The organism is Methylobacterium oryzae, from assembly GCF_036441375.1.
GTDB classification, from domain to species: Bacteria; Pseudomonadota; Alphaproteobacteria; order Rhizobiales; family Beijerinckiaceae; genus Methylobacterium; species Methylobacterium oryzae_A.
Genome location: NZ_MLCA01000001.1, coordinates 70,001 through 93,722, shown reverse-complemented (window position 1 = coordinate 93,722; position 23,722 = coordinate 70,001). Strand labels below are relative to the sequence as shown.

Annotated in this window: 19 protein-coding genes; 10 read left to right on the top strand and 9 right to left on the bottom strand. The window is 71.9% G+C overall.

Annotation, left to right across the window (positions count from 1 at the left end):
- Positions 1-169: 169 nt before the first annotated feature.
- Positions 170-1,303 carry a hypothetical protein gene (locus MOTC310_RS00450; protein ID WP_331294421.1) on the bottom strand — a complete coding sequence of 378 codons (1,134 nt, stop codon included), beginning with the start codon at positions 1,301-1,303 and terminating at the stop codon, positions 170-172.
- A 94-nt stretch (positions 1,304-1,397) separates the two neighbouring features.
- A complete protein-coding gene (locus tag MOTC310_RS00445; RefSeq protein ID WP_331294422.1) occupies positions 1,398-2,672 on the bottom strand; it encodes a sensor histidine kinase in 1,275 nt (424 codons plus the stop codon).
- Positions 2,673-2,867: 195 nt separating this feature from the next.
- Here MOTC310_RS00445 and MOTC310_RS00440 point away from each other — a divergent pair, with 195 nt between their 5' ends.
- From MOTC310_RS00440 to MOTC310_RS00415, 6 genes are all read left to right on the top strand, one after another.
- Positions 2,868-3,131, top strand: coding sequence for a hypothetical protein (locus MOTC310_RS00440; RefSeq protein ID WP_331294423.1), 264 nt, complete (start codon positions 2,868-2,870; stop codon positions 3,129-3,131).
- A 78-nt stretch (positions 3,132-3,209) separates the two neighbouring features.
- Positions 3,210-3,440, top strand: coding sequence for a hypervirulence associated TUDOR domain-containing protein (locus tag MOTC310_RS00435; RefSeq protein WP_331294424.1), 231 nt, complete (start codon positions 3,210-3,212; stop codon positions 3,438-3,440).
- A 115-nt stretch (positions 3,441-3,555) separates the two neighbouring features.
- Positions 3,556-4,050, top strand: coding sequence for a (2Fe-2S)-binding protein (locus tag MOTC310_RS00430; RefSeq protein WP_331300427.1), 495 nt, complete (start codon positions 3,556-3,558; stop codon positions 4,048-4,050).
- Positions 4,047-5,090: an FAD binding domain-containing protein gene (locus MOTC310_RS00425; RefSeq protein WP_331300426.1), complete on the top strand. Its 1,044-nt coding sequence runs from the start codon at positions 4,047-4,049 to the stop codon at positions 5,088-5,090. Before MOTC310_RS00430 ends, MOTC310_RS00425 begins: the two co-directional genes overlap by 4 nt.
- 170 nt (positions 5,091-5,260) lie before the next feature.
- On the top strand, positions 5,261-7,537 hold the full coding sequence (locus tag MOTC310_RS00420; RefSeq protein ID WP_331300425.1) for a xanthine dehydrogenase family protein molybdopterin-binding subunit: 2,277 nt from the start codon (positions 5,261-5,263) through the stop codon (positions 7,535-7,537).
- 104 nt (positions 7,538-7,641) lie between these two features.
- A complete protein-coding gene (locus tag MOTC310_RS00415; RefSeq protein ID WP_331300424.1) occupies positions 7,642-8,577 on the top strand; it encodes a dihydrodipicolinate synthase family protein in 936 nt (311 codons plus the stop codon).
- An 81-nt stretch (positions 8,578-8,658) separates the two neighbouring features.
- Here MOTC310_RS00415 and MOTC310_RS00410 read toward each other — a convergent pair whose 3' ends face one another.
- Positions 8,659-11,088 (bottom strand): membrane-bound PQQ-dependent dehydrogenase, glucose/quinate/shikimate family, encoded by a 2,430-nt coding sequence (locus tag MOTC310_RS00410; protein WP_331300423.1) that lies wholly within the window; start codon positions 11,086-11,088, stop codon positions 8,659-8,661.
- 175 nt (positions 11,089-11,263) lie between these two features.
- On the bottom strand, positions 11,264-12,535 hold the full coding sequence (locus MOTC310_RS00405) for an efflux RND transporter periplasmic adaptor subunit (RefSeq protein ID WP_331300422.1): 1,272 nt from the start codon (positions 12,533-12,535) through the stop codon (positions 11,264-11,266).
- Positions 12,536-12,778: 243 nt separating this feature from the next.
- Here MOTC310_RS00405 and MOTC310_RS00400 point away from each other — a divergent pair, with 243 nt between their 5' ends.
- From MOTC310_RS00400 to purD, 3 genes are all read left to right on the top strand, one after another.
- Positions 12,779-14,005: an oxalate decarboxylase family bicupin gene (locus MOTC310_RS00400; protein ID WP_331300421.1), complete on the top strand. Its 1,227-nt coding sequence runs from the start codon at positions 12,779-12,781 to the stop codon at positions 14,003-14,005.
- 89 nt (positions 14,006-14,094) lie between these two features.
- Positions 14,095-14,421 carry a hypothetical protein gene (locus tag MOTC310_RS00395; protein WP_331300420.1) on the top strand — a complete coding sequence of 109 codons (327 nt, stop codon included), beginning with the start codon at positions 14,095-14,097 and terminating at the stop codon, positions 14,419-14,421.
- Positions 14,422-14,530: 109 nt separating this feature from the next.
- Positions 14,531-15,805, top strand: coding sequence for a phosphoribosylamine--glycine ligase (gene purD, locus MOTC310_RS00390; RefSeq protein ID WP_331294432.1), 1,275 nt, complete (start codon positions 14,531-14,533; stop codon positions 15,803-15,805).
- Between the two features lie 174 nt (positions 15,806-15,979).
- Here the strand turns inward: purD and ggt are convergent, their stop codons facing one another.
- Together ggt and MOTC310_RS00380 are read right to left on the bottom strand one after the other, a co-directional pair.
- Positions 15,980-17,749 carry a gamma-glutamyltransferase gene (gene ggt / locus MOTC310_RS00385; protein WP_331300419.1) on the bottom strand — a complete coding sequence of 590 codons (1,770 nt, stop codon included), beginning with the start codon at positions 17,747-17,749 and terminating at the stop codon, positions 15,980-15,982.
- Positions 17,750-18,068: 319 nt separating this feature from the next.
- Entirely contained in the window at positions 18,069-19,079 is a 1,011-nt protein-coding gene (locus tag MOTC310_RS00380) for a 1-aminocyclopropane-1-carboxylate deaminase (protein WP_331300418.1), read from the bottom strand.
- Between the two features lie 251 nt (positions 19,080-19,330).
- Between MOTC310_RS00380 and MOTC310_RS00375 the strand changes: the two genes are divergently transcribed.
- Complete coding sequence (locus MOTC310_RS00375) at positions 19,331-19,795, top strand: Lrp/AsnC family transcriptional regulator (protein WP_331300417.1); 465 nt, start codon at positions 19,331-19,333, stop codon at positions 19,793-19,795.
- A gap of 191 nt (positions 19,796-19,986) precedes the next feature.
- Here the strand turns inward: MOTC310_RS00375 and MOTC310_RS00370 are convergent, their stop codons facing one another.
- From MOTC310_RS00370 to MOTC310_RS00360, 3 genes are all read right to left on the bottom strand, one after another.
- Positions 19,987-21,330 (bottom strand): replication-associated recombination protein A, encoded by a 1,344-nt coding sequence (locus MOTC310_RS00370; protein WP_331300416.1) that lies wholly within the window; start codon positions 21,328-21,330, stop codon positions 19,987-19,989.
- An 87-nt stretch (positions 21,331-21,417) separates the two neighbouring features.
- Complete coding sequence (locus MOTC310_RS00365) at positions 21,418-22,875, bottom strand: Do family serine endopeptidase (protein WP_331300415.1); 1,458 nt, start codon at positions 22,873-22,875, stop codon at positions 21,418-21,420.
- 131 nt (positions 22,876-23,006) lie between these two features.
- Positions 23,007-23,486, bottom strand: coding sequence for a Ros/MucR family transcriptional regulator (locus tag MOTC310_RS00360; protein ID WP_331300414.1), 480 nt, complete (start codon positions 23,484-23,486; stop codon positions 23,007-23,009).
- Positions 23,487-23,722: the final 236 nt, after the last annotated feature.

Sequence of the window (23,722 nt, the reverse complement as noted above, 5' to 3'; positions counted from 1 at the left end):
CGTCGCGGAGGGCTCCGCCCTGCTGCGCTCGCGGCCAGGGTAAGGAACGGAGAGTGGCGGTCGGGCACGAATCCGGGCGTGGGCGCGCTCGCGACGGGCGCCTTCCCGTGCGGCCCGGTAGGCAAGACCGCCGTGCCGGATCGGTTTCCGGTCGGGGCGGGTCCGGGGTCTACAGGACCCGCGGCAGCAGCCGGCCCAGGAGATCCCGGCCCGGGAACCGGACCGGCGGCATCCGCAGCTCCGGCGCGGGCTCATCGCCCGGGATCGGCCCCTCGGCGAAGCGGGCCCCGGCGGACCAGAACCCGTCCCGCCGCGTGCCGATCATGCCGAGCCCGACGGGCTCCCGCGTCGCGTCGGGGCGCAACCGTCCCGCCGCCCAGACGCGCTGCCAGCACCGGCGCCGCGACAGGTCGGCATCCCGCCAGCCCAGACGCGCGTAACCGGCCGCCGCGAAGACCCGGTCCCCGGCGAAGTCCTCCGGGATCCACACCCAGCTCGAGAACACGTGGACCGTGTCGGCGCGGAAGCCGGCCGGATCCACCGCCCGCGTGTAGGCGCTCAGCGCCGCCGCCCGGTGCCGACCGACATGCCGGCGCAGGCGTCCCGGCAGCGTCAGCGCCTCCGGGAAGGCGGCGGCGTCGAGGCGCGTCGGCGCCGCGCCGCGCTCCAGCGCGTAGGCGCTGTCCACGAGGTGCATCCAGGGTTCGAGATCGACCGCCCAGGCCTGCTCCACCGGGGCGAACCGGCGAACCCGTCCCTCGATCAGCCGGTCGGCGACGCGCCGGGCCGGTTCGGCAACCCAGCGCGGCCCGGCCTCGGTGACGCGGAGCAGCGTCGAGGGCCCGTGCGCCCAGACCGCCTCGGCCAGGCGGGCGAAATCGGCCTCGGGCTCGTCCCGGCCGACCTTGCGCACCAGGATCTTCGAACCGTCGGCGAGGTCGTCCAGCATCTTGCGCTTCAGATGGGCCAGCCGGCCGTATTCCCGCTCCAGCAGCGTCTCCGGCGCGATCGAGCCGGCCGGGTGCCCGGTATTTGCCCAGATGTTGTAGGCGGCGCTGTGGCAGTAATAGGTGCCGCCGGAGCTCACGGACAGCCGCAGATCTCCCGGTACGCCGAAATCCGCGAAGCCGCGGCGCAGGCCGCGGATCAGGTCCTCCATCGGCGTGTAGGAGAAGCGCAGCAGCCCGGAGGGCTCGACCCCGCCGTAGCGCTGCACGAACCCGAACTCGCAATTGTCGCCGAGACTCCGAAAGGCGTGAAGCCGTTCGGCGAGGAGCGCCGCCGTCGTCCTGTTTCCGGTCACTGCATCCGCTCTGTCTCGCCGAGCCCGTCGCGCCCAGATCGCGGCGGGGCAGGGCTTTTGTCCAGTCCCCACCCGGTCGGGGAGCACGCCGCGCTCAGCCGGCCGGGGGCGCCTCCGGGGGCAGTTCCAGAGGCACCTCCAGGGGCACCTCCAGGCGGAAGCAGGCGCCCTTCTCCCGGGGCGGGATCGTCAGGCTGCCGCCGAGCTGGCGCGTGAGGCTGCCGACCACCCGCATCCCGAGGCTCTTCGAGCTGCGCCCGATCTCGAACCCCGCCGGCAGGCCGATTCCGTCGTCGGCCACCTCGACCAGGAGCCCCTCGGGCCGGCGCTCGGCGCGGACCCGGATCTCGCCGCCCGCCGGGTGCGTCTCGGGTGGGTAGGCATATTTGAGCGCGTTGGTGACGAGTTCGTTGACCAGCAGGCCGATGGGGATCGCCCGGTCGGCCGAGATCCGCTGCGGGCAGGCCGCGCAGGCGAGCCGCTGGCCCGGCACGCCGCTGGCGAGGTTGGCCACGAGCTTCTCCAAGAAGGGCGCGAGGTCGAGCTCGCCCGGCACTCCCTCCCCTTCACCCTCCACCTTGTCGCCGTCCTTGTCACCTTGCCGCCAGAGTTGGTCGTGGACGCCGGCGATCGCCTCGACGCGGCTGCGCGCATCCGCCAGGGCCGTCTGCACGGCCGGGTCCTCGGCGGCACGGGCCTGCAGGGCGAGCAGGCTCGCCACGATGGCGAGGCTGTTCTTGACCCGGTGGCTCATCTCGCGGGCGAGCAGGTCCTGCCGGGCGAGGGCGGCCCGCAGCAGGCTCTCGGTGCGCTGGCGCTCGATGGCGCCGCCGAGCAGGTTGGCGAAGCCCTGCATGAAGGCGATGTCGGCTTCCTCGAACATGCCCTCGCGGGTGTCGTCCACCTCCAGCACTCCGAAGGCGCCGTCCCGGTTCTCGATCAGCACGTTGATCGCCCGGCGGATGCCGTGCTCGGCCATGAGCTGCGGCGTGCGGAACCGGGTCTCGTCGGCGAGGTGGTTGGAGATCACCGGACGACCGGTCTTGAGGGCAAAGCCCGCCGGGGAGGCGAGGTCCGCCCCGATCCGGGCCTTCCCGATCACGTCGGGTCCCCAGCCGACACCGGCCCGGACCAGCAAGGTGTCGGCGCCGCGCTGATATTGCAGGGCCTTGCAGAACTCCGCGCCCATGCCCTGCGCGCACAGCTCCGCGGCCCGTTGCAGCAGGTGATCCACATCGGTGCCGCGCAGAGCCTCGACGCCGAACTCGGACAGGATCGCCTGCTGGCGCAGGCGATAGTCGAGATCGGGAGGCGCGGGGCGCGTCTCGGGGCTCGGTTCCACTTCGGTCTGATCGGTCTGTGGGGTCATGGGGAGCGGCAGATTAGCAGGAAGGCGGCCCCGGCGCGAAGCGGGGCCGCTCGGGCGGGTGCACCCGTCGTCGCACCCGTCGTCGCACCCGTCGTCGCACGTGTCGTCGCACCCTGGCCCCTGCTTGGACCCCCCGGCCCCGTACGGCGTTCGTCCGTCGAACCCGATTCGAGGAACGCGCGGAGGAACGCACGCATGGCCGACAACCTGAACGGACTCTCCGACAAGGCCCTCTCGATCCTCGCCTTCGCGGCCTATCACCGCCTCGTCAGCGGCGAGACGGTCACCTCGGTGATCCGCCGGGACGGCGCCGGCCACGAGGCCGACCCGGAGGGCGTGAAGGAGCTGGAGGCGCGCGGTCTCGTCACCGCCGGTGAGGCCGATATCGACCTCGGTGAGACCGCGCAGGCGGCGGTCGAGACGATGGTTTCGGCCCTGCGCCGGGAGGTCGGGCGCTGAGTGCGGCATCCCGGCCGTGGAAGGCCGGGAACGCGCCCGCCCCGGGCGCCTTGTCCCGCAGCCACGACGGAGGATCGGATGACTGCGAAGGCAAAGGTGAAGACCGGCGACGACGTCACCTACAGATGGGGCAAGGGCACCGTCTCGGGTGAGGTGACTAAGGTCCACACCCAGGACGTCGAGAAGACCATCAAGGGCAACACGGTGAAGCGCGAGGCCTCGAAGGCGAAGCCGGCGTTGGAGATCAAGACCGCCAAGGGCAGGACGGTTCTGAAATCCGCCTCGGAGGTCACGGTCAAGTCGGCGTGAATCGCAATCTGCGCGTGCCGTGATCTTGCGCACATCGCTTTCTGCTTAAGGTCTCGCCGGGAGCGCGGCGGCGGCTATCTGTAACGGTTCCAGCCTTGTAAGCCGGGACCCCCGCATGACCATTCCCCTCGGGCTCACCCTGAACGGGCAGCCGCGCGAGATCGCCCTCGACGATCCGCGCGTCACCCTCCTCGATCTCCTGCGCGAGCGCCTCGGCCTGACCGGCGCCAAGAAGGGCTGCGACCGCGGCCAGTGCGGCGCCTGCACGGTCCTGGTGGACGGGCGGCGCATCAACAGCTGCCTGACGCTCGCCGCGAGCCTCGACGGCGCCGAGGTGCTGACCATCGAGGGGCTCGCCGAGGGCGACCGGCTCCACCCGGTCCAGGCGGCCTTCATCGCCCATGACGGCTTCCAGTGCGGCTTCTGCACCCCCGGCCAGATCATGAGCGCGGTCGGGCTGATCCGCGAGGGCCACGCCGGCACCGACCCGGAGCGCATCCGCGAGGGCATGAGCGGCAATCTCTGCCGCTGCGGCGCCTACGCGGGCATCCTGGACGCCGTGCAGGACGCGGCCGCCCGGACCTCGGAGCAGCGGGAGGACGCGGCGTGAGGACCTTCGACTACATCCGCCCCGCGAGCGTGCCCGAGGCCGTGGCGGCCGGCCAGATTCCGGGCACGGCCTATCTCGCCGCCGGCACCAACTTGGTCGACCTGATGAAGGGCGGCGTCGCCACCCCGGAGCGGGTCGTCGACATCACCCGCCTCCCCGGCCTCTCGGGCATCGAGGGGCTGCCGGACGGCGCCACCCGGGTCGGCGCCCTGGTGCGCAACAGCGACCTCGCCCACGACCCGGCCTTCGCCAAGACCTACCCGATGGTGGCCGAGGCCCTGCTGGCCGGCGCCTCGGCACAGCTGCGCAACGCTGCCACGGTCGGCGGCAACCTGATGCAGCGCACCCGCTGCCAATACTTCACCGATGCGGTCTCGCCCTGCAACAAGCGCGCGCCCGGCTCCGGCTGCGCGGCCCTGGGGCACGCCACCCGCATCCACGCGGTCCAGGGCTGGAGCGAGCACTGCATCGCCACCCACCCGTCCGATTTCTGCGTGCCGCTCGCCGCCCTCGACGCGGTGGTGGAGATCGCCGGGCCGGACGGCGCCCGGGAGGTGCCGCTCACCGCGTTCCACCACCTCCCCGGCGACCACCCGGAGCGGGAGACCGACCTGCGGCCCGGCGAGCTGATCACCGCCCTGCGCCTGCCCCCCGAGGCGGCCGCGTTCCGGGGCAACGCCCGCTACCTCAAGGTCCGCGACCGCACCTCCTACGCCTTCGCGGTCGTCTCGGCGGCGGCCGCCCTCACCCTGGAGGCCGGCGGCCGGATCGGGCAGGCCCGGCTCGCCTTCGGCGGGCTGGCGCTCAAACCCTGGCGGGTGGCGGAGGCTGAGGCCGCGCTCGCCGGACAGGCGCCCTCCCCCGAGGCCTTCGCGCAGGCCGCCGCCGCGGCGCTTTCCGGCGCCAAGCCCACCGGCGAGGCCAACGCCTTCAAGATCGAGCTCGCCCGCCGCGTGGCGATCCGCGCCCTGAGCCAGGCCGCCGCGGGCACGCCCGCCCGGATCCCGGCGCTCCCCGCCTCCCCGTTCGGCATCGTCTGACCCCGCCCCCGGTCGGCGGCTCCGGCGCCGTCTTTGCGAGCGGAGCGAAGCAACCCAGGCGGCGCCGCGATCCCGACGTCGCGCTGCCCTGGGTCACTTCGCTCCGCCCGTGATGACGGAGCGGGTCCCCGCAACCGAAGGCTTCAACCGGAACCCTTGAGGAGACCCGCATGACCGCGACCTCCACGCCACCGAACATGCCCGCCTCGAACCTCCCCGCCGGCGCGATCCGGCACGGCTCCAGCATCGGCCAGCCCCTGACCCGGCGCGACGGCCCCCTCAAGGTGACGGGCCGGGCGCGCTTCTCCGCCGACAACCTGCCCCCCGGCACCCTCCACGCGGCGCTCTGCGTCGCCCGGATCGCGAAGGGCCGCGTCACCGGCCTCGACGTGGCCGCCGCCGAGGCGCATCCCGGCGTCGTGGCGGTGATGCGGCCGGGGCACGCCCCGGCGCTCGCCAAGGACCCGGACGCCAAGGACGGCCCGTTCACCTTCCGCCTCGACCTCCTGCAGAACGATCGCGTCCGCTACGCCAACCAGCCCATCGCCGTGGTGATCGCCGAGACCCTGGAAGCGGCGGCCGAGGGCGCCCGGCTGCTCGCCCCGACCTACGCGGCCGAGACGCCGCGGATCGGGCTCGATTCCGGCGAGGCCTTCACGCCGGATTCGGTCGGCGTCGGCGCGCCGCCCGTCGAGACGGACGGCGATGTCGAGGCCGGGCTCGCGTCCGCGTCGAAGACGATCGCCGCCACCTACGAGACGCCGGCCCAGTACCACAACGCCATGGAGCCGCACGCGGCGGTGGCCAGCTGGGACGGGGACCGGCTGACGCTGTTCATGCCGACCCAGGCGCTCGCCATGTCGCAGGCCCGGCTCGCCGGACTGTTCGGCATCAGCCCCGACGACATCCACATCGAGAGCCCCTATCTCGGCGGCGGCTTCGGCTCGAAGGGCGTCCCCGCCGGGCCGCAGGTGCTCGCCTGCATGGCGGCCAAGCTCGTCGGCAGGCCGGTGAAGCTCGTCCCGACCCGGACCCAGATGTACGGCCCGATGGGGCATCGCGGGCCGACCCGGCAGACCCTCCGGCTCGGCGCCGACGCCTCCGGCAAGCTGACGGCCCTCGACCACCACATCCGCACCGCCTCGTCGAGCTTCGACGACTTCTTCGAGCCGGCCGGTCGGGCGACCAGCACCCTCTACGCGAGCCCGGCCATCGCCATCCGGCACGAGGCCGTGCGCCTCGACACCGGCACGCCGCTGTTCATGCGGGCGCCCGGCGAGGCCACCGGCAGCGTCGCCCTGGAGAGCGCGCTGGACGAGATGGCCCATGAGCTCGGCATGGACCCGCTGGACTTCCGGCTCGCCAACTACGCCGAGGTCGAGCCGCTCACCGGCAAGCCGTTCTCCTCCAAGGCCCTGCGGGACTGCTACCGCCGCGGCGCCGAGGCTTTTGGCTGGGCCGGGCGCCCGCTCCGGCCCCGCCAGACGCGCGACAAGGACGGGTTCCTGGTCGGCACCGGCATGGGCACCGCCACCTTCCCGGCGCTGATCTTCGAGGGCATGGCCCGGGCCGAGATCCGCGCCGACGGCACCGGCACGGTGGAGCTCGGGGCGATCGACATGGGCCAGGGATCCTGGACGGCGCTGGCCCAGATCGCCGCCGACGGGCTCGGGATCGGGATGGACGCCCTCACCTTCCGGATGGGGTCTTCCGACCTGCCGAATGCCGGGATCGCGGGCGGCTCGGGCCACACCGCCACGGCGGGCGGCGCGGTCCACGCGGCGGCCGCCGACGTGATCCGGCAGCTCGCGGAGCTGGCCACCAACGACCCCGCCTCCCCGCTTTACGGAGCCGGCAATGCCGGCGTGACCGCCGCGGACGGGCGCTTGACCCGGCGCGACGACCCGGGCCGGGGCGAATCCGTCACCGACATCCTCCGGCGGGCCGGCCGGGCCAGCATCGAGGGCCAGGGCAAGGCCGGCGCCGACCCGGCGGTGCAGGCCTCCTACGCCATGCACGCCCACGGCGCGGTCTTCGCCGAGGTGAAGGTCGATCCCGATCTCGGCCAGATCCGGGTGAGCCGCCTCGTGGGCGCCTTCGCGGCCGGCCGGGTGATCAACCCGCGCCTCGTCCAGAGCCAGTATTACGGCGGGATGATCTGGGGCCTGTCCTTCGCCCTGCACGAGCGGGCCGAGATGGACCCGCGCACCGGCCGCTTCCTCAACGACAACCTCGCCGAGTATCACGTGCCGGTGAACGCCGACGTGCCCGCCATGGAGGCGATCCTGGTCCACGAGGACGACGCGGTGGTGAACAATCTCGGCGTGAAGGGGGTCGGCGAGATCGGCATCACCGGCACGGTGGGCGCCATCGCCAACGCGGTCTGGCACGCCACCGGCGTGCGGGTCCGCGAGATGCCGATCACCCTCGACAAGCTGCTCGGCTGATCGGGCCCCGATCCCGTCCTGGGCGCGTCGCGTCGCCCGGGATTTTTTAGTATGGGGCATGCCACCCGGCGGCCGTCGGCCGCCGCAGCACCGAGGAGACCGGCATGCCCCTCACCAGCGACATCGGCGGCGTCGTACCGATCGCGCCGACGCCGTTCCATCCGGACGGCCGGATCGATGAGGTCTCCCTCGACCGGATGACCGACTTCTTCGGGTCGGCCGGCGTCGACGGCCTGACGATCCTCGGGCAGCTCGGCGAGGCCGGCAAGCTCGACCACGCGGAGGGTCTCGCGGTGGCGCGGCGCGTCCTCGGGCGCACCCGGCTGCCGGTGATCGTCGGCGTCACGGCGCCGGGCTTCGCGGCCATGCGGGCGCTCGCCCGCGAGGTGATGGAGCTGGGCGCGGCCGGCGTGATGATCGCGCCGCCCAACACGCTCCGCACCGACGACCAAGTGGTCGGCTACTACCGCAACGCCGTCGAGGCGATCGGCCCGGACGTGCCCTTCGTGCTTCAGGACTATCCCCTCACCTTCTCGGTCCAGATGACCCCCGGCGTGATCCGCCGGATCGTGTCGGAAAACCCCTCCTGCGTGATGCTCAAGCACGAGGACTGGCCGGGCCTGGAGAAGATTTCCACGCTGCGCGGCTTTGAGGCGGACGGCTCGATGCGCCACATCTCTATCCTCGTGGGCAATGGCGGCCTGTTCCTCGATTTCGAGACCGAGCGCGGCGCCGACGGGGCCAATACCGGCTACGCCTTCCCGGAGATGCTGGTCGACGTGGTCCGCCTCGGCCGGGCGGGCGAGCGCGACGCCGCCCACGACCTGTTCGACGCCCACCTCCCCTATCTCCGCTACGAGCAGCAGCAGGGTCCGCTGGGGCTCGCGGTGCGCAAATACGTGTTCATGCGCCGGGGGATCTTCGCGTCCGACGCGCAGCGGAAGCCCTCACAGGCGCTGACCGCGCAGGCGAAGGCCGAGGTCGAGTACCTGCTGGGCCGCCTCGCCCGCACCGACGCGCGGGCCCGGCTCACGGCCTAGAACGCCCCCGCCCCGGCCGGAAAGCCGGGGCCTTCGCCGATTCCGCGGCACCCTCTGCTCCGGCAGGCGGCGCGGGACGGCTCACTCGAGCCGGAAGGCGATGACCGAGTCGCCCGGCGTGGTGCCGAGCGCGCCGTGGCCGCCCGCCGCGATCACCACGTATTGCCGGTCGTCCCGGCCGCGATACGTCATCGGGGTGGCCTGGCCGCCGGCCGGCAGCTTCGTGGTCCACAGGACCTCCCCGGTCTGCGTGTCGTAGCCGCGGATGCGGTCGTCGAGCGTCGCGGCCGTGAACGCGACGCCGCCCGCCGTGGTCAGGGTGCCGCCATGGGCCAGCATGCCCATCTCCAAGGGAAGCGGGACCGCGAGACCGCCGACCTTCTGCCCCGCGACCGTGCCGTTGCGGCGCTTCCAGGCGATGGTGCCGTCGGCGAGATTCACGCCGACCCGCAGGCCCCAGGGGGGCGCGCTGCAGGGGATGCCGAGGGCGGAGCGCATGTGCGCGATGGAGATCGCGTAGGGGCCGCCGAGATTCTCGTTGACCGGGCTCGCCTCGGGATCGGCGCCGACGAGGCGCCTTTCCGGCTCGCCCGGCGGGCGCGGGAGCAGGCGGTAGATGTAGGGCAGATATTGCGGCGTCGCGATCATCCAGTGATGGACCGGGTCGACCGCCACCGACCCCCAGTTGAACACCCCGATATTGCCGGGCCAGATGATCGCGCCCTCCGACGTCTGGGGCGGCGTGAACGGGTTACCGTCGTAGCGGTTCGACCGGAAGGCGAGGCGGCACTGGATCTGGTCGAAGGGCGTGACGCCCCACATGCCGGCCTCCGTCAGCGGCGCCGGCGTGAAGCGGAGGGACGACATCGGTTGGACCGGTGACGGCGCCTCCCCGGGAATATCGGTCTCGGTCGAGACCGGGACCTCGGAGACTGGCCGGATCGGGGCGCCGGTGCGGCGATCGAGGACCCAGACATTGCCGACCTTGGTGGGGATCAGGATCGCCGGCACCGTCGCGTCGCCCTGCGGCAGGGTGAGGAGGACCGGCTGGGACGGGTTATCGCGGTCCCACAGGTCGTGATGCGTGGTCCGGAACGCCCAGCGCAGCTTGCCTGTCCCCAGATCCAGCGCCGCCAGTGCGTCGATGAGGGCCTCGTCCCTCTTCGACCGGGCCACGCCCACCTGATCGGGCGCCCGGTTGCCGAACGGCACGTAGACGAGCCCCAGGGCCTCGTCGGCCGAGAACTGCGTCCAGGCCACCGCCGAGTTGGGCTCGTAGCGTTCGTCGGGCCGCAGCGGCGCGGTCGCGTCGGGCTTGCCGGCGTCGAACTTCCAGACGATCGCGCCGGTGCGCACGTCGAAGGCGCGGATCACGCCCGAGGGGTTGTCCGCGTAGTAGTTGTCGGCGATCGCGCTGCCGAGGACGATGAGGTTCCGGGTCACCAGCGGCGCCGAGGTCTGCTGATAGGCGGCGCGCCGGAGGTTCGGCATCTGCGCCTTCAGGTCGACGAACCCGTCCGCCCCGAAGGTCCGGCACAGGGCCCCGGTCTCGGCGTTCAGCGCGTAGAGGCGCGCGTCGACCGAGGCCGCGATGATCCGGCGCGGGCATTCGGCGATCGCGGCCGCGACGGCGGCGGTCCGGTCCGCGTCGGTCTCCGCCGGCGGCGCGTAGCCGGTCGAGTCGTTGTAGGACACGCCGCGGCAGGTCTGGTGCTGGTACTGGCCGTCCCGCGCCATCTTCGGGTCGAAGGCCCAGACCAGCCGGCCGGTCTCGGGCTCCAGGGCCTGGACGATGTTGTGCGGCGTGCAGAGGTAGAGCAGCCCGTTCACCTTGATGGGCGTGGCCTCGAAGGTGAATTCCTTCGGATCCGCCCGGCCGTCGCCGCGCAGGTCACCCGTATGATGTTCCCAGGCCACGGTGAGGCCGCGGACGTTGGCGGTGGTGATGTCCGTGAGCGCCGAGTAGCGCTGGCCGAGATTGGTGCCGCCGTAGGCGACCCAATCGTCCGCCGGATAGCGAACGCCGCTCGGATCGACGTCGGCGGGCCCCGCCCCCGCGACCCTCGGCAGGCTGCCCCGCGTCTCGACGGGGTCGACGAACCAGGACGCGGCGGCCGAGGCCGCGATGAGCAGCACGACGACCCGGAGGGCGAGCGGGCCGTTCCCGAGGCCGGGCTTCCAGGGCCGTTCGGGCGCGTCGCGCAGGCGCCGCACGACGAGGGGCAGGCAGAGCACGAAACCGACGAGGAGGATCAGGGCCCCGCGCGGGATCCACTGCCACTTGTCGAGCCCGACCTCGCCCACCGTCCAGGCGAAGGCCGCCGCCAGGACCAGGGCGTAGATCCCGAGGCCGCGCTGACGCCGCCGGGCCAGCTCGACGCCGGAGGCCAGCAACCCCACGCTCAGGGCGACGTAGAACCAGGAGCCCCCCGCGAGGGCCAGCGCCAGACCGAGGATCGCGAGGGCGAGGCCAAGCAGCGCGATCGACAGCGCTATCGTTCCGAGTGCCACGGCGGTGGTGTCCGCTTCCTGAGCCGGCCGGTCACGGCGGCGCCGGGGTCTGATGCCGCCTCGGCCGCCGTGTGCCGGACGGCTTATCGCCGCCGTAGCTGTGCCAGGGCTGGACAGGGCCGCCGGGCGGCGCCCAGTTCCGCGCCGCGGGTCTCGCCGCCGCCCACAGCGCGGCTCACGCCCCTGCCCGATCCTCCGGACGCAGGGTGACCCTGTCGCCGTCGCGCAGCGAGGCCGGCGGGCCCACGACGACGCGCTCGCCGCCGTTCAGGCCGTCGCGCAGCTCCAGCACCGTGCGGGTCTGGCGGAAGATCGTGACCGGACGCATCCGCACCACGCCGCTCCCGTCCCCGGCCGCCTCGACCACGGCCACGCGGGTCCCGTGCTGGTCGAAGATCAGCGCGTCGTTCGGCACCGTCACGGCGGGCGAGACCCGCGGGATCTCCAGCGTGATGGTGATGTAGAGGCCCGGCCGCAGCGCGCCGTCGGGATTGGGGATATCGACCTGCGTGACCAGCGTGCGCGCGGCGGAGAGCAGCGTCGTCGAGGAGCGCGAGACCGTGCCGGGGAAGATCCGGTCCGGGATCTGCGCCACCTCGACCTTCGCGGCCAGCCCGTCGCGGACGCCGTCGGCGGCGTAGAGCGGCACGTTCACCGCCATGCGCAGCACGTCGTCCCGATTCAGCGTCAGGAGCGGCGCCCCCGTATTGGTGTCCGCCGTGACCGCGTCGCCGACATCGTTGTTGCGGGCCGTCACCACCCCGTCGAAGGGCGCGCGGATCTCCTCGAACCCGGTCAGGACCTTGAGCTGGGCGACCTGGGCCTCCTGGGCGGCGATGTTGGCCTCCGCGACCTTCACGGCGGCCCTGGCGGCGTCGACGTTGGCGGTCTGCGCCAGCACCCCGGCCTGGGAGGTGTCGGCGTTCTGCCGGGTCTCGACCCCGGTGCCGGCCAGCGTCGAGGTCCGCCGGTTGGTCACGTCGGCGAGGTGACGGTTGGCCTCGGCCTGATCCACCATCGCCCGCGCCTGGATCAGCGCCGCCTGGAGTTGCAGCACCCGCGACTGGGCCTGGACCAGCCGCTGGTCGAGATCGGGCGCGCTGATCCGGAACAGCAGGTCGCCCGCCTTCACGTGCGAGCCGATATCGACCTTGCGCTCGACGATGTAGCCGGTCGCTCGCGGGTAGAGGCTGGCGGTGTCGAAGGCCTGGGTGGTGCCCGTCTGGGTCAGGCTCAGGGTGTCGGAGGCCCGGGCCGCGGCGGCGACCCGCACGGTCGGCGGCCTCGCCTCGGCGGTGGCGGGCGGACTCGCCGCGCGGGACGGGTCCGGCCACAGGCGGTATCCGAGGGCGGCGAGTCCCGCCAGCGCCAGTAGGGCGAGCCATCGACGGCCACCGCGCGCGGGCGGGACGCCTTCGTCCGCGGCTGAACTGTCCCGGTCCGCCATCCTCGCCCTCGGGTCGCGCTGCGCATCAACCGCCGCCTCGGCGACCGGCCGGGACGCGTCCGCCGGCGTACTCGAAGCGTACTCGATGCGCCGTATTCAATTCATAGACCGCGCGCGGGCTCCGGGCGAGATGCCGCACTGCACGAAGGGGCCCGTCCGCGGATCCTCCGCACCCACCGCCCGGTTACCCTGCCACATGTCGCGGGCCGGGTATCAGGGCCGGGTATCAGGGACCGATCCACGATGACCGAGATCTCCAGGCGCGCCGTCATCGCCGCCGCCGGCGGCGCGATGGTCGCGTCGTCCGCCGCGGCGCAACCCGCCGGGCCGCCCGCCCTCCTCCCCGAGCGCGGCGGCAAGGGCGCCGACATCCTGGGCCCGCGGAACCGGCCTCGGGCTGCCGAGGAGCCGTTCACCCTGGCGCCGCCCGCCAGCGACCACGGCACGATGCCGAACCTGAAATGGTCCTTCGCGGACAGCCACATGCGGCTGGAGGACGGCGGCTGGGCGCGCCAGACCACGATCCGCGAGCTGCCGGTCTCGAAGGCCATGGCCGGCGTCAACATGCGGCTCAAGGCCGGCGTCGTCCGCGAGATGCACTGGCACAAGGAATCCGAGTGGGCCTACATGATCAAGGGCAGGGCCCGGATCACCGCGGTCGATCAGGACGGCCGCACCTTCGCGGACGATGTCGGCGAGGGCGACCTCTGGTACTTCCCCGGCGGCATCCCGCACTCGATCCAGGGGCTCTCCGCCGACGGGATCGACGGCTGCGAGTTCCTGCTCGTGTTCGACGACGGCGCCTTCTCGGAGGATTCCACCTTCCTGCTGACCGACTGGCTGGCGCACACGCCGACCGACGTGCTCGCCAAGAATTTCGGCCTGCCCGAGAGTGCCTTCGCCAAGGTTCCTCAGAAGGAGCTCTACATCTTTCCGGGCCCGAAGCCCGGCCCGCTCGCGGCCGACCGGATGGGCGGCTCGGGCCCGGTGCCGAAGACCTTCAGCCACCGGATGCTCGCGCAGGAGCCGGTCCGCACCAAGGGCGGCAGCGTGCGCATCACCGATTCCACGGTGTTCCCGGCCTCGGTCACGATCGCGGCGGCCCTGGTGGAGGTCGAACCCGGGGGCCTGCGCGAGCTGCACTGGCACCCCAACAGCGACGAGTGGCAGTACTACCTGTCGGGCCAGGGCCGGATGACCGTGTTCGGCTCGGAATCGAAGGCCCGCACCTTCGACTACCGGGCCGGTGATGTCGGCTACGTGCCCTTCGCCATGGGCCACTACATCGAGAATACCGGCGACACGACCCTGACCTTCCTGGAGATGTTCAAGGCCCCGCGCTACGCCGACATCTCCCTGACCCAGTGGCTCGCCCTGACCCCCCGCCCCCTGGTCCAGGCCCATACCGGGCTGGATCCCGGGCAGGTCGAGGCCCTGCCGGAGATCAAATCCCCCGTTGTGCCGGGTTGACGCGCCCGGGAACCCGGACCGATCCTGAGGCGTCGACTTCGGACAATCGCTTCCGAAGACCACTTGCATCTCGCACGGAGGGACCACCCATGCGTGCCGCGTCCCGCGCGCTTCTCGCTCTGGCGCTCGCCTTTCCGGCGGGCACCGCCGGGGCGCAGGTGCAGCAGAACGACCCGAACGCCGCCAACGCCTCGTTCGCCCTGCAGGGCCAGATCCGGTCGCTCAACCAGCAGCGGGTCTCGGACTTCAACACGCTGAACCAGACGATCCAGCGCAACGCCCAGTTCGACCCCGTCGGACCCTACCTGCCCTATCGGGGCGTCCACGGGGGGGTGTACAGGGGCCGCCACCTCGGCCGCCACGGGGTCGTGCGGCGGGGCGGCGGCCTCAACACGAGCGTCTGCATCGGCTGCTGATATCGGCGGCTGAGCCGCGGGGATATCCGCGCAGAGCGGGGAAAGCCCGAAAAAAACCTTTTCCCCCGGGCACGCTTCCCTCAGAAGCTGGGCCCATGGTGGCGTGCGCATGAATATCCTGCTGATCGGCTCCGGCGGCCGCGAGCACGCCCTGGCCTGGCGACTGGCCCAGAGCCCGCTCTGCACCCGTCTGTTCACGGCGCCGGGCAATCCTGGCACGGCCCGCCATGGGACCAACCGGCCGGATCTCAAGGTCACCGACCACGCGGCCGTCGCCGCCTTCTGCGCCGCGGAGTCGATCGGCCTCGTGGTGGTCGGGCCCGAGGCGCCCCTAGTCGCCGGCCTGGTGGACGACCTGAAGGCCGCCGGCATCCGCGCCTTCGGGCCGACCCGCGACGCCGCCCGGCTCGAGGGCTCGAAGGGCTTCACCAAGGATCTCTGCGCCGCCTGCGGCATCCCGACCGCCGCCTTCGCGCGTTTCACCGAGCTGGAGCCGGCGCTGGCCTATGTCCGCCAGCAGGGTGCCCCGATCGTCGTCAAGGCCGACGGGCTCGCCGCCGGCAAGGGCGTCACCGTCGCCGAGACCGTCGACCAGGCCGAGGACGCGCTCACCGCCCTGTTCGCCGAGCCCGGCGCTGAGGTGGTGGTCGAGGAGTGCCTGTTCGGCGAGGAGGCCAGCTTCTTCGCCCTGTGCGACGGCACGCGGGCGATCTCCCTCGGCACCGCCCAGGACCACAAGCGCGTCTTCGACGGCGACCGCGGCCCCAACACCGGCGGCATGGGCGCCTATTCCCCCGCCCGCGTGGTCACCCCGGAGATCGAGGCCCGGGTCATGGCCGAGATCATCGCGCCGACGCTCGCCGGCATGCGGGCCCGCGGCTGCCCGTTCACCGGCATCCTCTACGCCGGCCTGATGCTCACCGCCGACGGCCCCAAGCTGATCGAGTACAACACCCGCTTCGGCGATCCCGAGGCGCAGGTGCTGATGCCGCGCCTCGCCTCCGACCTCGTGCCGGCCCTGCTCTCGGCCTGCGACGGCGATCTCTCCGGCGTGAGCCTGGAATTCGATTCCCACCGGGCGGCCCTCACCGTGGTGATGGCGGCGGCCGGCTATCCGGGGGCCGTGGTCCGGGGCTCGGTGATCCGGGGCGTCGACGCCGCCGAGGGCGACGGGGTTCACGTGTTCCAGGCCGGCACCCGCGCCGAGGGCGGGCATCTGCTCGCCGATGGCGGCCGTGTTCTGGCGGTCACCGCGCTCGGCGATAGCGTCACGGACGCCAAGGCTCGCGCCTACGCGGCGGTGGCCCGGATCGACTGGCCGGAGGGTTTCTGTCGGCGCGACATCGGTTTCCGCGCCGTGGCGCGGGAGGCGGGAGAAGGCTGACCATCGATGTCGTAATCGGGACGGATGCCTCAGCCCCACTTCGTCTTTCCCGGGAGCCGGGGCGGGCCCGGAATCAGGATCCGCTGATGGATCAAGGTCCTGAAGGCGCCCGATGCCGGGCTCCGCTTCGTGGCTCCGGACTGACGGGAATGTGTCGATGGAACGGCCCGACCCCTACTCCCCCACCGCCGCGCCGGCCGGCCGGCGGTTGTCGTTGGCGCCGTAGAGCAGGCCCGGCCGCATCCGCTCCGTGCGCGAGGCGTCGTTGCCCGACGAGGCGGCCTCCGAAATCACGGGCGCCGCTGTGCGGACCGCGATGAGTTCCTGCGCGCCCCAGGGCTTCTGCTCGACGATCGTGTGACCCATGCCCCGCAGGAGGCCCTGCGTGTCCGCAGAGAGCGCGAAGGGCTCGGCGTAGACCATGTCGGGCAGCCACTGGTGGTGGATGCGCGGGGCATCCACCGCCTCCTGCGGCTCCATGCCGAAATCGAGCATGTTGATCAGCGTCTGCGCGTTGATCGTGATGATCCGCGAGCCCCCCGGCGAGCCCGCCACCATCGCGACCTTGCCGTCGCGCAGCACGATCGTGGGCGCCATGGACGAGAGCGGGCGCTTGCCCGGCTGGATCGCGTTCTTCGTCCCCTGCACGAGGCCGAACAGGTTCGGCACCCCGGTCTTGACCGTGAAGTCGTCCATCTCGTCGTTGAGGAAGAATCCCGTGTCGCCGGCGATCACCCCGGCGCCGAAATAGCCGTTGATCGTGTAGGTCAGCGACGCCGCGTTGCCGGCCTTGTCCATCACCGAGATGTGGGTGGTCTCGGCGCGCTCCCGCGTCTCCAGGCTCGGATCCGGGCGGATCTCCGCCGAGGGGGTCGCCCGGTCCGGGCGAATCGAGGCCCGCAGCATCTCCGCGTAGGCTGGCGACAGGAGCCGGTCGACCGGGTTCGCCACGAAGGCCGGATCGCCGAGCAGCAGGTTGCGGTCGGCATAGGCGCGCCGCATCGCCTCGACCATCAAGTGCACGCTCCGGGCGGAGTTGAACCCCGCCGCCCGCAGGTCGTAGCCGTCGAGGATGTTGAGGATCTCGCAGAGCGTGGTTCCGCCCGACGAGGGCGGGGGCGCCGACAGGATGATGGCGCCCCGGTAGCGGCAGGTGAGCGGCTCGGATTGCGTCACCGTGTAGGCGGCGAAGTCGGTGGCCGTCAGCAGGCCGCCGCCCGCCCGGGAGGCTGCCTCCACGGCTTCAGGGATGGCGCCCTTGTAGAACGCGTCCGCGCCGCGGTCGGCGATGGCCTGGAGGGTGCGGGCGAGGTCGGCCTGGACCAGCCGGTCTCCGGGCTTCCAGGGGCTGCCGTCCGGGCGCAGGAAGATCCGGGCGACGTTCGCTTGGCCCGCGAACAGCTTCGTCCCGGATTCGAGGATGTCGGTGTCGCCCCGGGTCAGCACGAACCCGTCCCGGGCGAGCGCGATCGCCGGCGCTAGCACCTGAGCCAGCGGCAGGGTCCCGTACGCGGCGAGCGCGGTATTGAGTCCGAGCACCGTCCCGGGCACGCCGGCCGCCTTCCAGCCGCGCAGGCTCGCGCCCTTCACAACGTTGCCGGCGGCGTCGAGATACATGTCCCGGGTCGCGGCCGCCGGGGCGGTCTCGCGGAAATTGACGAAGCGGCTGCGCCCGTCGGCGCTGCGGAGCACCAGGAAGCCGCCGCCGCCGAGATTGCCGCAGCAGGGGTTCACCACCGCCTCGGCGTAGGCCACCGCCACCGCGGCGTCGACGGCGTTGCCGCCGGCCTTCAGGATGTCGGCCCCGACCTGCGAGGCGAGGCGCTGGGACGAGACCACCATCCCGTTCTCGGCCTCCACGGCCGGCCCCGAGGCGGCCCGCGCGGCGGGCGCGCCCAGGGCGAGCAGGGCCGTCAGGAGCAGCGCGCGTGCCGGTGCGATCATCCCTGCCCTCTCCGGTGCGGTCCCGCGCCGGCATATAGGGCAGGCGGAACAATTCGCGCGTGCCCGACCCTTCACACGCGCGACCTCATCCTGCGGCGCCGCACCTCAGGGTGAGAGAGGGGCGAAGCGAGGTGAGGGATCTGGCCGATCCGCCTCACTCGGTTTCGCTTGAATGCTTCGGTTGAGGTGCCCCTCTCCGTCATCACGAGCGCAGCGAAGTGACCCAGGGTCGCGCCACGTCAGGAAGCGTGGCGCTGTCCGGATTGCTTCGCTCCGCTCGCAAGGACGGCGGTGTCGCAGGTATCGACCGGAAACGGTATCAGCCGTTGCGGAACGTGTAGCTGTAGCCGTTCAGCGCCGGGGCGCCGCCGAGATGGGCGTAGAGCACCTTCGAGCCCTTCGGGAAGAAGCCCTTCTTCACGAGGTCGATCATGCCCTGCATCGACTTCCCCTCGTAGACCGGGTCGGTGATCATGCCCTCGAGGCGGGCCGAGAGCCGGATCGCCTCCACGGTCTCCTTGGAGGGCACGCCGTAGACCGGGTAGGCGTAATCCTCGTTGAGCACCACGTCGTCGGCGACGATGTCGCCCGCGCCGACCAGGGCGGCGGTGTTCTGGGCGATGTCGAGGACCTGGGCCTTGGTCTGGGCCGGGGTGCAGGAGGCGTCGATGCCGATGACGTTGCGGGCGCGCCCGTCGGTGGAGAAGCCCACTAGCATGCCGGCATGGGTCGAGCCCGTGACCGTGCAGACCACCACGTAGTCGAAGCGCAGGCCCATCTCGGCCTCCTGCTTGCGCACTTCCTCGGCGAAGCCGACGTAGCCGAGGCCTCCGTATTTGTGCACCGAGGCGCCGGCCGGGATCGCGTAGGGCTTGCCGCCCTCGGCCTCGACCTCGGCGAGCGCCCGCTTCCACGAATCGCGGATGCCGATGTCGAACCCGTCATCCACGAGCTGCGTCTGCGCGCCCATGATCCGCGACAGGAGGATGTTGCCGACCCGGTCGTAGACGGCGTCCTCGTGGGGCACCCAGGCCTCCTGGATCAGCCGGCACTTCATCCCGATCTTGGCGGCCACTGCCGCGACCATGCGGGTGTGGTTCGACTGCACGCCGCCGATCGACACCAGCGTGTCGGCGCCGCTCTTGATCGCGTCCGGCACGATGTACTCGAGCTTGCGCAGCTTGTTGCCGCCGTAGGCGAGGCCGGAATTGCAATCCTCGCGCTTGGCGTAGAGCTCGACCTCGCCGCCGAGATGCGCGGTGAGACGCTTCAGCGGCTCGATCGGCGTCGGGCCGAAGGTCAGGGGATAGCGCTCGAACTTGTCCAGCATCGGGTCTCTCCGGGTCTCGGGCGCGGCCGGGGCGGGGAGCGGTCTCCGTCCGGCCCGGACACGTCGAAGCGAGGCCTCGACGACGGTCCGGCGCGAGGCCCGGCTTCGTCTTCGAGGCGTGGAAGAAAAATACCCGATGTGTGGTGAAAGGTGCTCTCGATCTTTCAGCTCAGATGGATCGCTACTTGCGCTATCGTGGGGCTTGGCCTCAGAAAATTCCAGATCGCGTGCTACGCCTGAAAGAATCGTCCATGTCCGTAGAGCTCGACCGGATCGACCAGAAGATCCTTCGCCTCCTCCAGGCGGACGGGCGCATGGCGAACGCCGAGATCGCCGAGCGGGTCGGCACCAGCGCGGCCACCTGCCACCGCCGGATCCAGCGCCTGTTCGCGGACGGGTTCGTGCGGGCGGTCCGGGCGCTGATCGACCCGACGCGGGTCGGGCGCGGCACCCTGGTCTTCGTCGGCGTGGTGCTCGACCGCTCCACCCCCGAGAGCTTTTCGGAGTTCGAGGCGGCGGTGCGGGCGATCCCCGTGCTCCTCGACTGCCACCTCGTGGCCGGCGACTTCGACTACATGCTGAAGATCCGGGTGTCCGACATGGCCGACTTCAACCGCCTCCACAGCGCCACGCTGATCGGCCTGCCGGGGGTGCGCCAGACCCGGACCTTCTTCGTGATGAAGGAGGTGATCGACAACGCGCCCCTCGACCTGTGATCGTGCCGCGACCGGGCCCTCCGATCCGTAACCCTCATCCTGAGGTGCCCGCGTCAGCGGGCCTCGAAGGAGCCCTCCAGCCGGCCGCGCGATCCCTGGAGCCCGCCTTCGAGGCCTCCGCCGCGCTCCGGCACCGCGGGACGAGGTCGAGGACGGGCGTGGCCGGCTGCCGGACAGGCGCTTACCCCCGCCTATCCCTCCCCGCGCCGCTGCTTGCGCAGAGCCTCCCACCGGTCGAGCCGCTCGGCGAGCCGGGTCTCGTAGCCGCGCTCCGTGGGCGCGTAGAGGTGCTGGCGCCCCAGCGCGTCGGGCCAGTAATCCTGGCCCGAGAAGGCGTCGGGCTCGTCGTGGTCGTAGCGGTAGCCCTCGCCGTATCCGATCCGCTTCATCAGCTTGGTCGGCGCGTTGAGGATGGTCCGCGGCGGCGGCAGGGAGCCCGCCTCCTTGGCGAGGCGCGTCGCGGCCTTGTAGGCCTCGTAGACGGCGTTCGATTTCGGCGCGCAGGCGAGGTAGATCGCCGCCTGGGCGAGGGCCAGCTCGCCCTCGGGGCTGCCGAGGAAGTCGAAGGCGTCCTTGGCGGCGTTGGCCACCACCAGCGCCTGCGGGTCGGCGAGCCCGATATCCTCCACCGCCATGCGCACGAGTCGGCGGGCGATGAACAGCCGGTCCTCGCCGGCGTCGAGCATCCGGCAGAGATAATAGAGCGCCGCGTCGGGATCCGAGCCGCGCACGGTCTTATGAAGCGCCGAGATCAGATTGTAGTGACCCTCCTGCGCCTTGTCGTAGATCGGCGCCCGCCGCTGGACGATGGCCTGCAGGGCCTCGGCGTCGAGGGTCTCGCCCGGTTGCGCCGAGCGCCAGACCTCTTCCGCCAGGGTCAGGGCCGCCCGGCCGTCGCCGTCGGCCATGCGGACCAGCACGCCCCGCGCCTCCTCGGTCAGCGGCAGGGCCTGGCCCGTCAGCGCCTCGGCTCGGACCAGGAGCCGCGCGATGGCGCCCGGGTCGAGCGCCCGGAACAGCAGAACCCGGGCGCGGGACAGGAGCGCCGCGTTCAGCTCGAACGACGGGTTCTCCGTCGTCGCGCCCACCAGCGTGACGGTCCCGTCCTCCATCACCGGCAGGAAGGCGTCGAGCTGGGCCCGGTTGAACCGGTGGATCTCGTCGACGAACAGCAGGGTCCCCTGCCCGGTCGCCCGGCGCTTGCGGGCGGCCTCGAACACCTTGCGCAGGTCGGGCACGCCCGAGAAGATCGCCGAGATCTGCTCGAAATGCAGGTTGGTGCCCTGGGCGAGCAGCCGCGCCACCGTGGTCTTGCCGGTGCCGGGCGGCCCCCAGAAGATCAGAGAGCCGAGGCTGCGGCCCCGCAGCAGGCGCGTGAGCGCCCCGCCCTCCCCGGTCAGGTGCTCCTGGCCGACGACCTCCGACAGGTTCTGCGGGCGGAGGCGGTCCGCGAGAGGACGGGCGGCCTCGGCGCCGGGGGCGCGGCCGGGATCCGGCGCGGAGGGCGGCTCCGCGGAGGCGAACAGGTCGGACATCCGCGCATCAACACCGGGCGCGGCCGGGGGCGCAAGCCGGGAGCCGGAGCTTGCCCACGGCTACGGACTTGGCGCCTCGTTGCGGGATCAGCCGCCGAACACTGAGGTCAGGATCTCGCCGTTGCGGTTGATCGCGACTTCCCAGGAATTGAGGCTGTTGCGGGTGACCCGGTCGAGATCCTTGGTGGTCGCCATCGGCACGCCGTTGACAGCCACGATCACGTCGCCCTTCTGCAGCCCGACCCGGGCCGCGATGGAATTCTCGTCCACCGCCTGCACGGCCACGCCCTCGGCCGGGAAGTCCACCTGCATCTCCTCGGCCACCGCCGGCGAGGTGTTGACGAGGGTTGCGCCGACGAACGGCGAGCGGGTCTTCACCTTGAGCACGTCGCGCGGGCGCGTCTCGGGAGCCGGGGCGAGCTTGACCGAGACCGCCTGCCGGGTCGTGCCCCGCAGGATCCCGAACCGGGCCTGGCCCTGCACGCCCTTGAGGGCGAAGCGGTAGCCGAAGGCCTCCGGATCGGCCACCTCCTGGCCGTCGACCGTGAGGATCAGGTCGCCGCGTTTCAGGCCCGCCTCCTCGGCCGGGCTCTTGGGCTGGAGGCTCGCCACCAGCACGCCCGTCGGGTGGTCGAGGCCCATGCTGTCGGCGATGTCGGGGGTCACGCTCTGGATGCGCGCCCCGAGCCAGGGCCGGCGCACCACGCTCGCCCCGTCGCGGGCGGCGTCGACCACCGCCTTGACCATGCCCACGGGGATCGCGAAGCCGATGCCGTGGCTGCCGCCCGACTGCGAGTAGATCGCGGTGTTGATGCCCACGAGCTGGCCGCGCAGGTCAACCAGCGCGCCGCCGGAATTGCCGGGATTGATCGCCGCGTCGGTCTGGATGAAGTACTGGTAGTCCGCCGAGCCGACCTGCGTGCGCGCCAGCGCCGAGACGATGCCCTGCGTCACCGTCTGGCCGACGCCGAACGGGTTACCGATCGCCATCACGAAGTCGCCGACCTCAAGGGCATCGGCATCGCCGAACGGCATCGGAACGAGGCCCTTCGGCGGCTCCTTGATCTTGAGCACCGCGAGGTCGGTGCGGGTGTCGCGCATCACGATCGCGGCCTCGAACTCGCGGCGATCCGCCAGGGCGATCCGGACCTCGTTCATGTTGTCGATGACGTGGTTGTTGGTGATCACGAGCCCGTCGGCATCGACCAGGACGCCCGAGCCCAGGGAGCGTTGCGCCCGGTCACCCCGGGGGCCGCGGCCGCCCTCCGGCTCGCCGAAGAACCGGCGCATGAACTCCTCCATTGCGCTGGTGCGCGCGCTGGAGCGCTTGTCCACGTGAGAGGCGTAGACGTTCACCACCGAGGGCGCGGCCCGCTTCACCACGGGGGCGAAGGAGAGCTGCACGTCGGCCTTGCTGAGCGGCACGACCTTCGCGGTGCCGTCCTTGGCAGGCTCCCGGGTCTCCGTCCGCGCCATCTGCGCCGCGGCCGGGTTGGCGGCCAGCAGGGCTGCGACAAGGGCGGGCAGGGTGAGGCGGGTCAGCATGCAGGGCTCCGGCGTCTGGGCGGGCGCGCCGTCCAGGCCGAGAGAAGGCAGGCGCACCGTGCGACCTCACGCTATCGAGGCCGATTGCGGCAGGTCGACGACACCTTCGCCGCGAGCGAAGCGCCTCGCCGTCAAACGGCTTCCTTGCTGCGGGCCCGCCGCTTCCCGGCGGGCTCCGGCGCGGGCTCGGAGGCCGGAGCGGCGGCAGCCGCGCGCGGCTGCCCGAGGCCCAGGGAACGCGCGAGCTGCGAGCGCTGCTCGGAATAGCTCTGGGCCGTCATCGGGTAGTCCGAGCCGAGACCCCACTTGGCGCGGTAGGCCTCCGGCGTCAGGCCCCGCAGGGTGAGATGGCGGCGCAGCGTCTTGTAGGGCTTCCCGTCCTCGAACGAGATCAGGAAGTCGGGATTGATCGAGCGCCGGATCTCCTGCGGGGTCGCCTTGGCGACCGGCTGGCTCTGGCCGGCGTCGCAGATTCCCCGGATCGCCGCGTGCACCTCGTTGAGGAGGCCGGGCAGATCCGCACTCTGCACGTGATTGTGGCTCACATAGGCCGAGACAATCTCGGAGGCGAGCGTGACGAAGCGGAGAGAGCCGCCGTTCGACTGAGCCATGTCTGGTGCGTTGCCTTCTCGTGATGACGAAACTCGCCAGAACGCAAGCACTGCGTCGCGATTCGGACGCCTGATACAATCGCATTCGGAAGATGGGTCAAGTCTTAAATTCGGAATTGGGGTATACGGTCCCAAACAGCCTAAGAAGAGCGATTTTGACCGCTCAACCTCAAGGAGTAATGCCTGCCTGAACCCCGCTTGTGCACAATCGATATTGCCAGATTATCCCTTCCGCT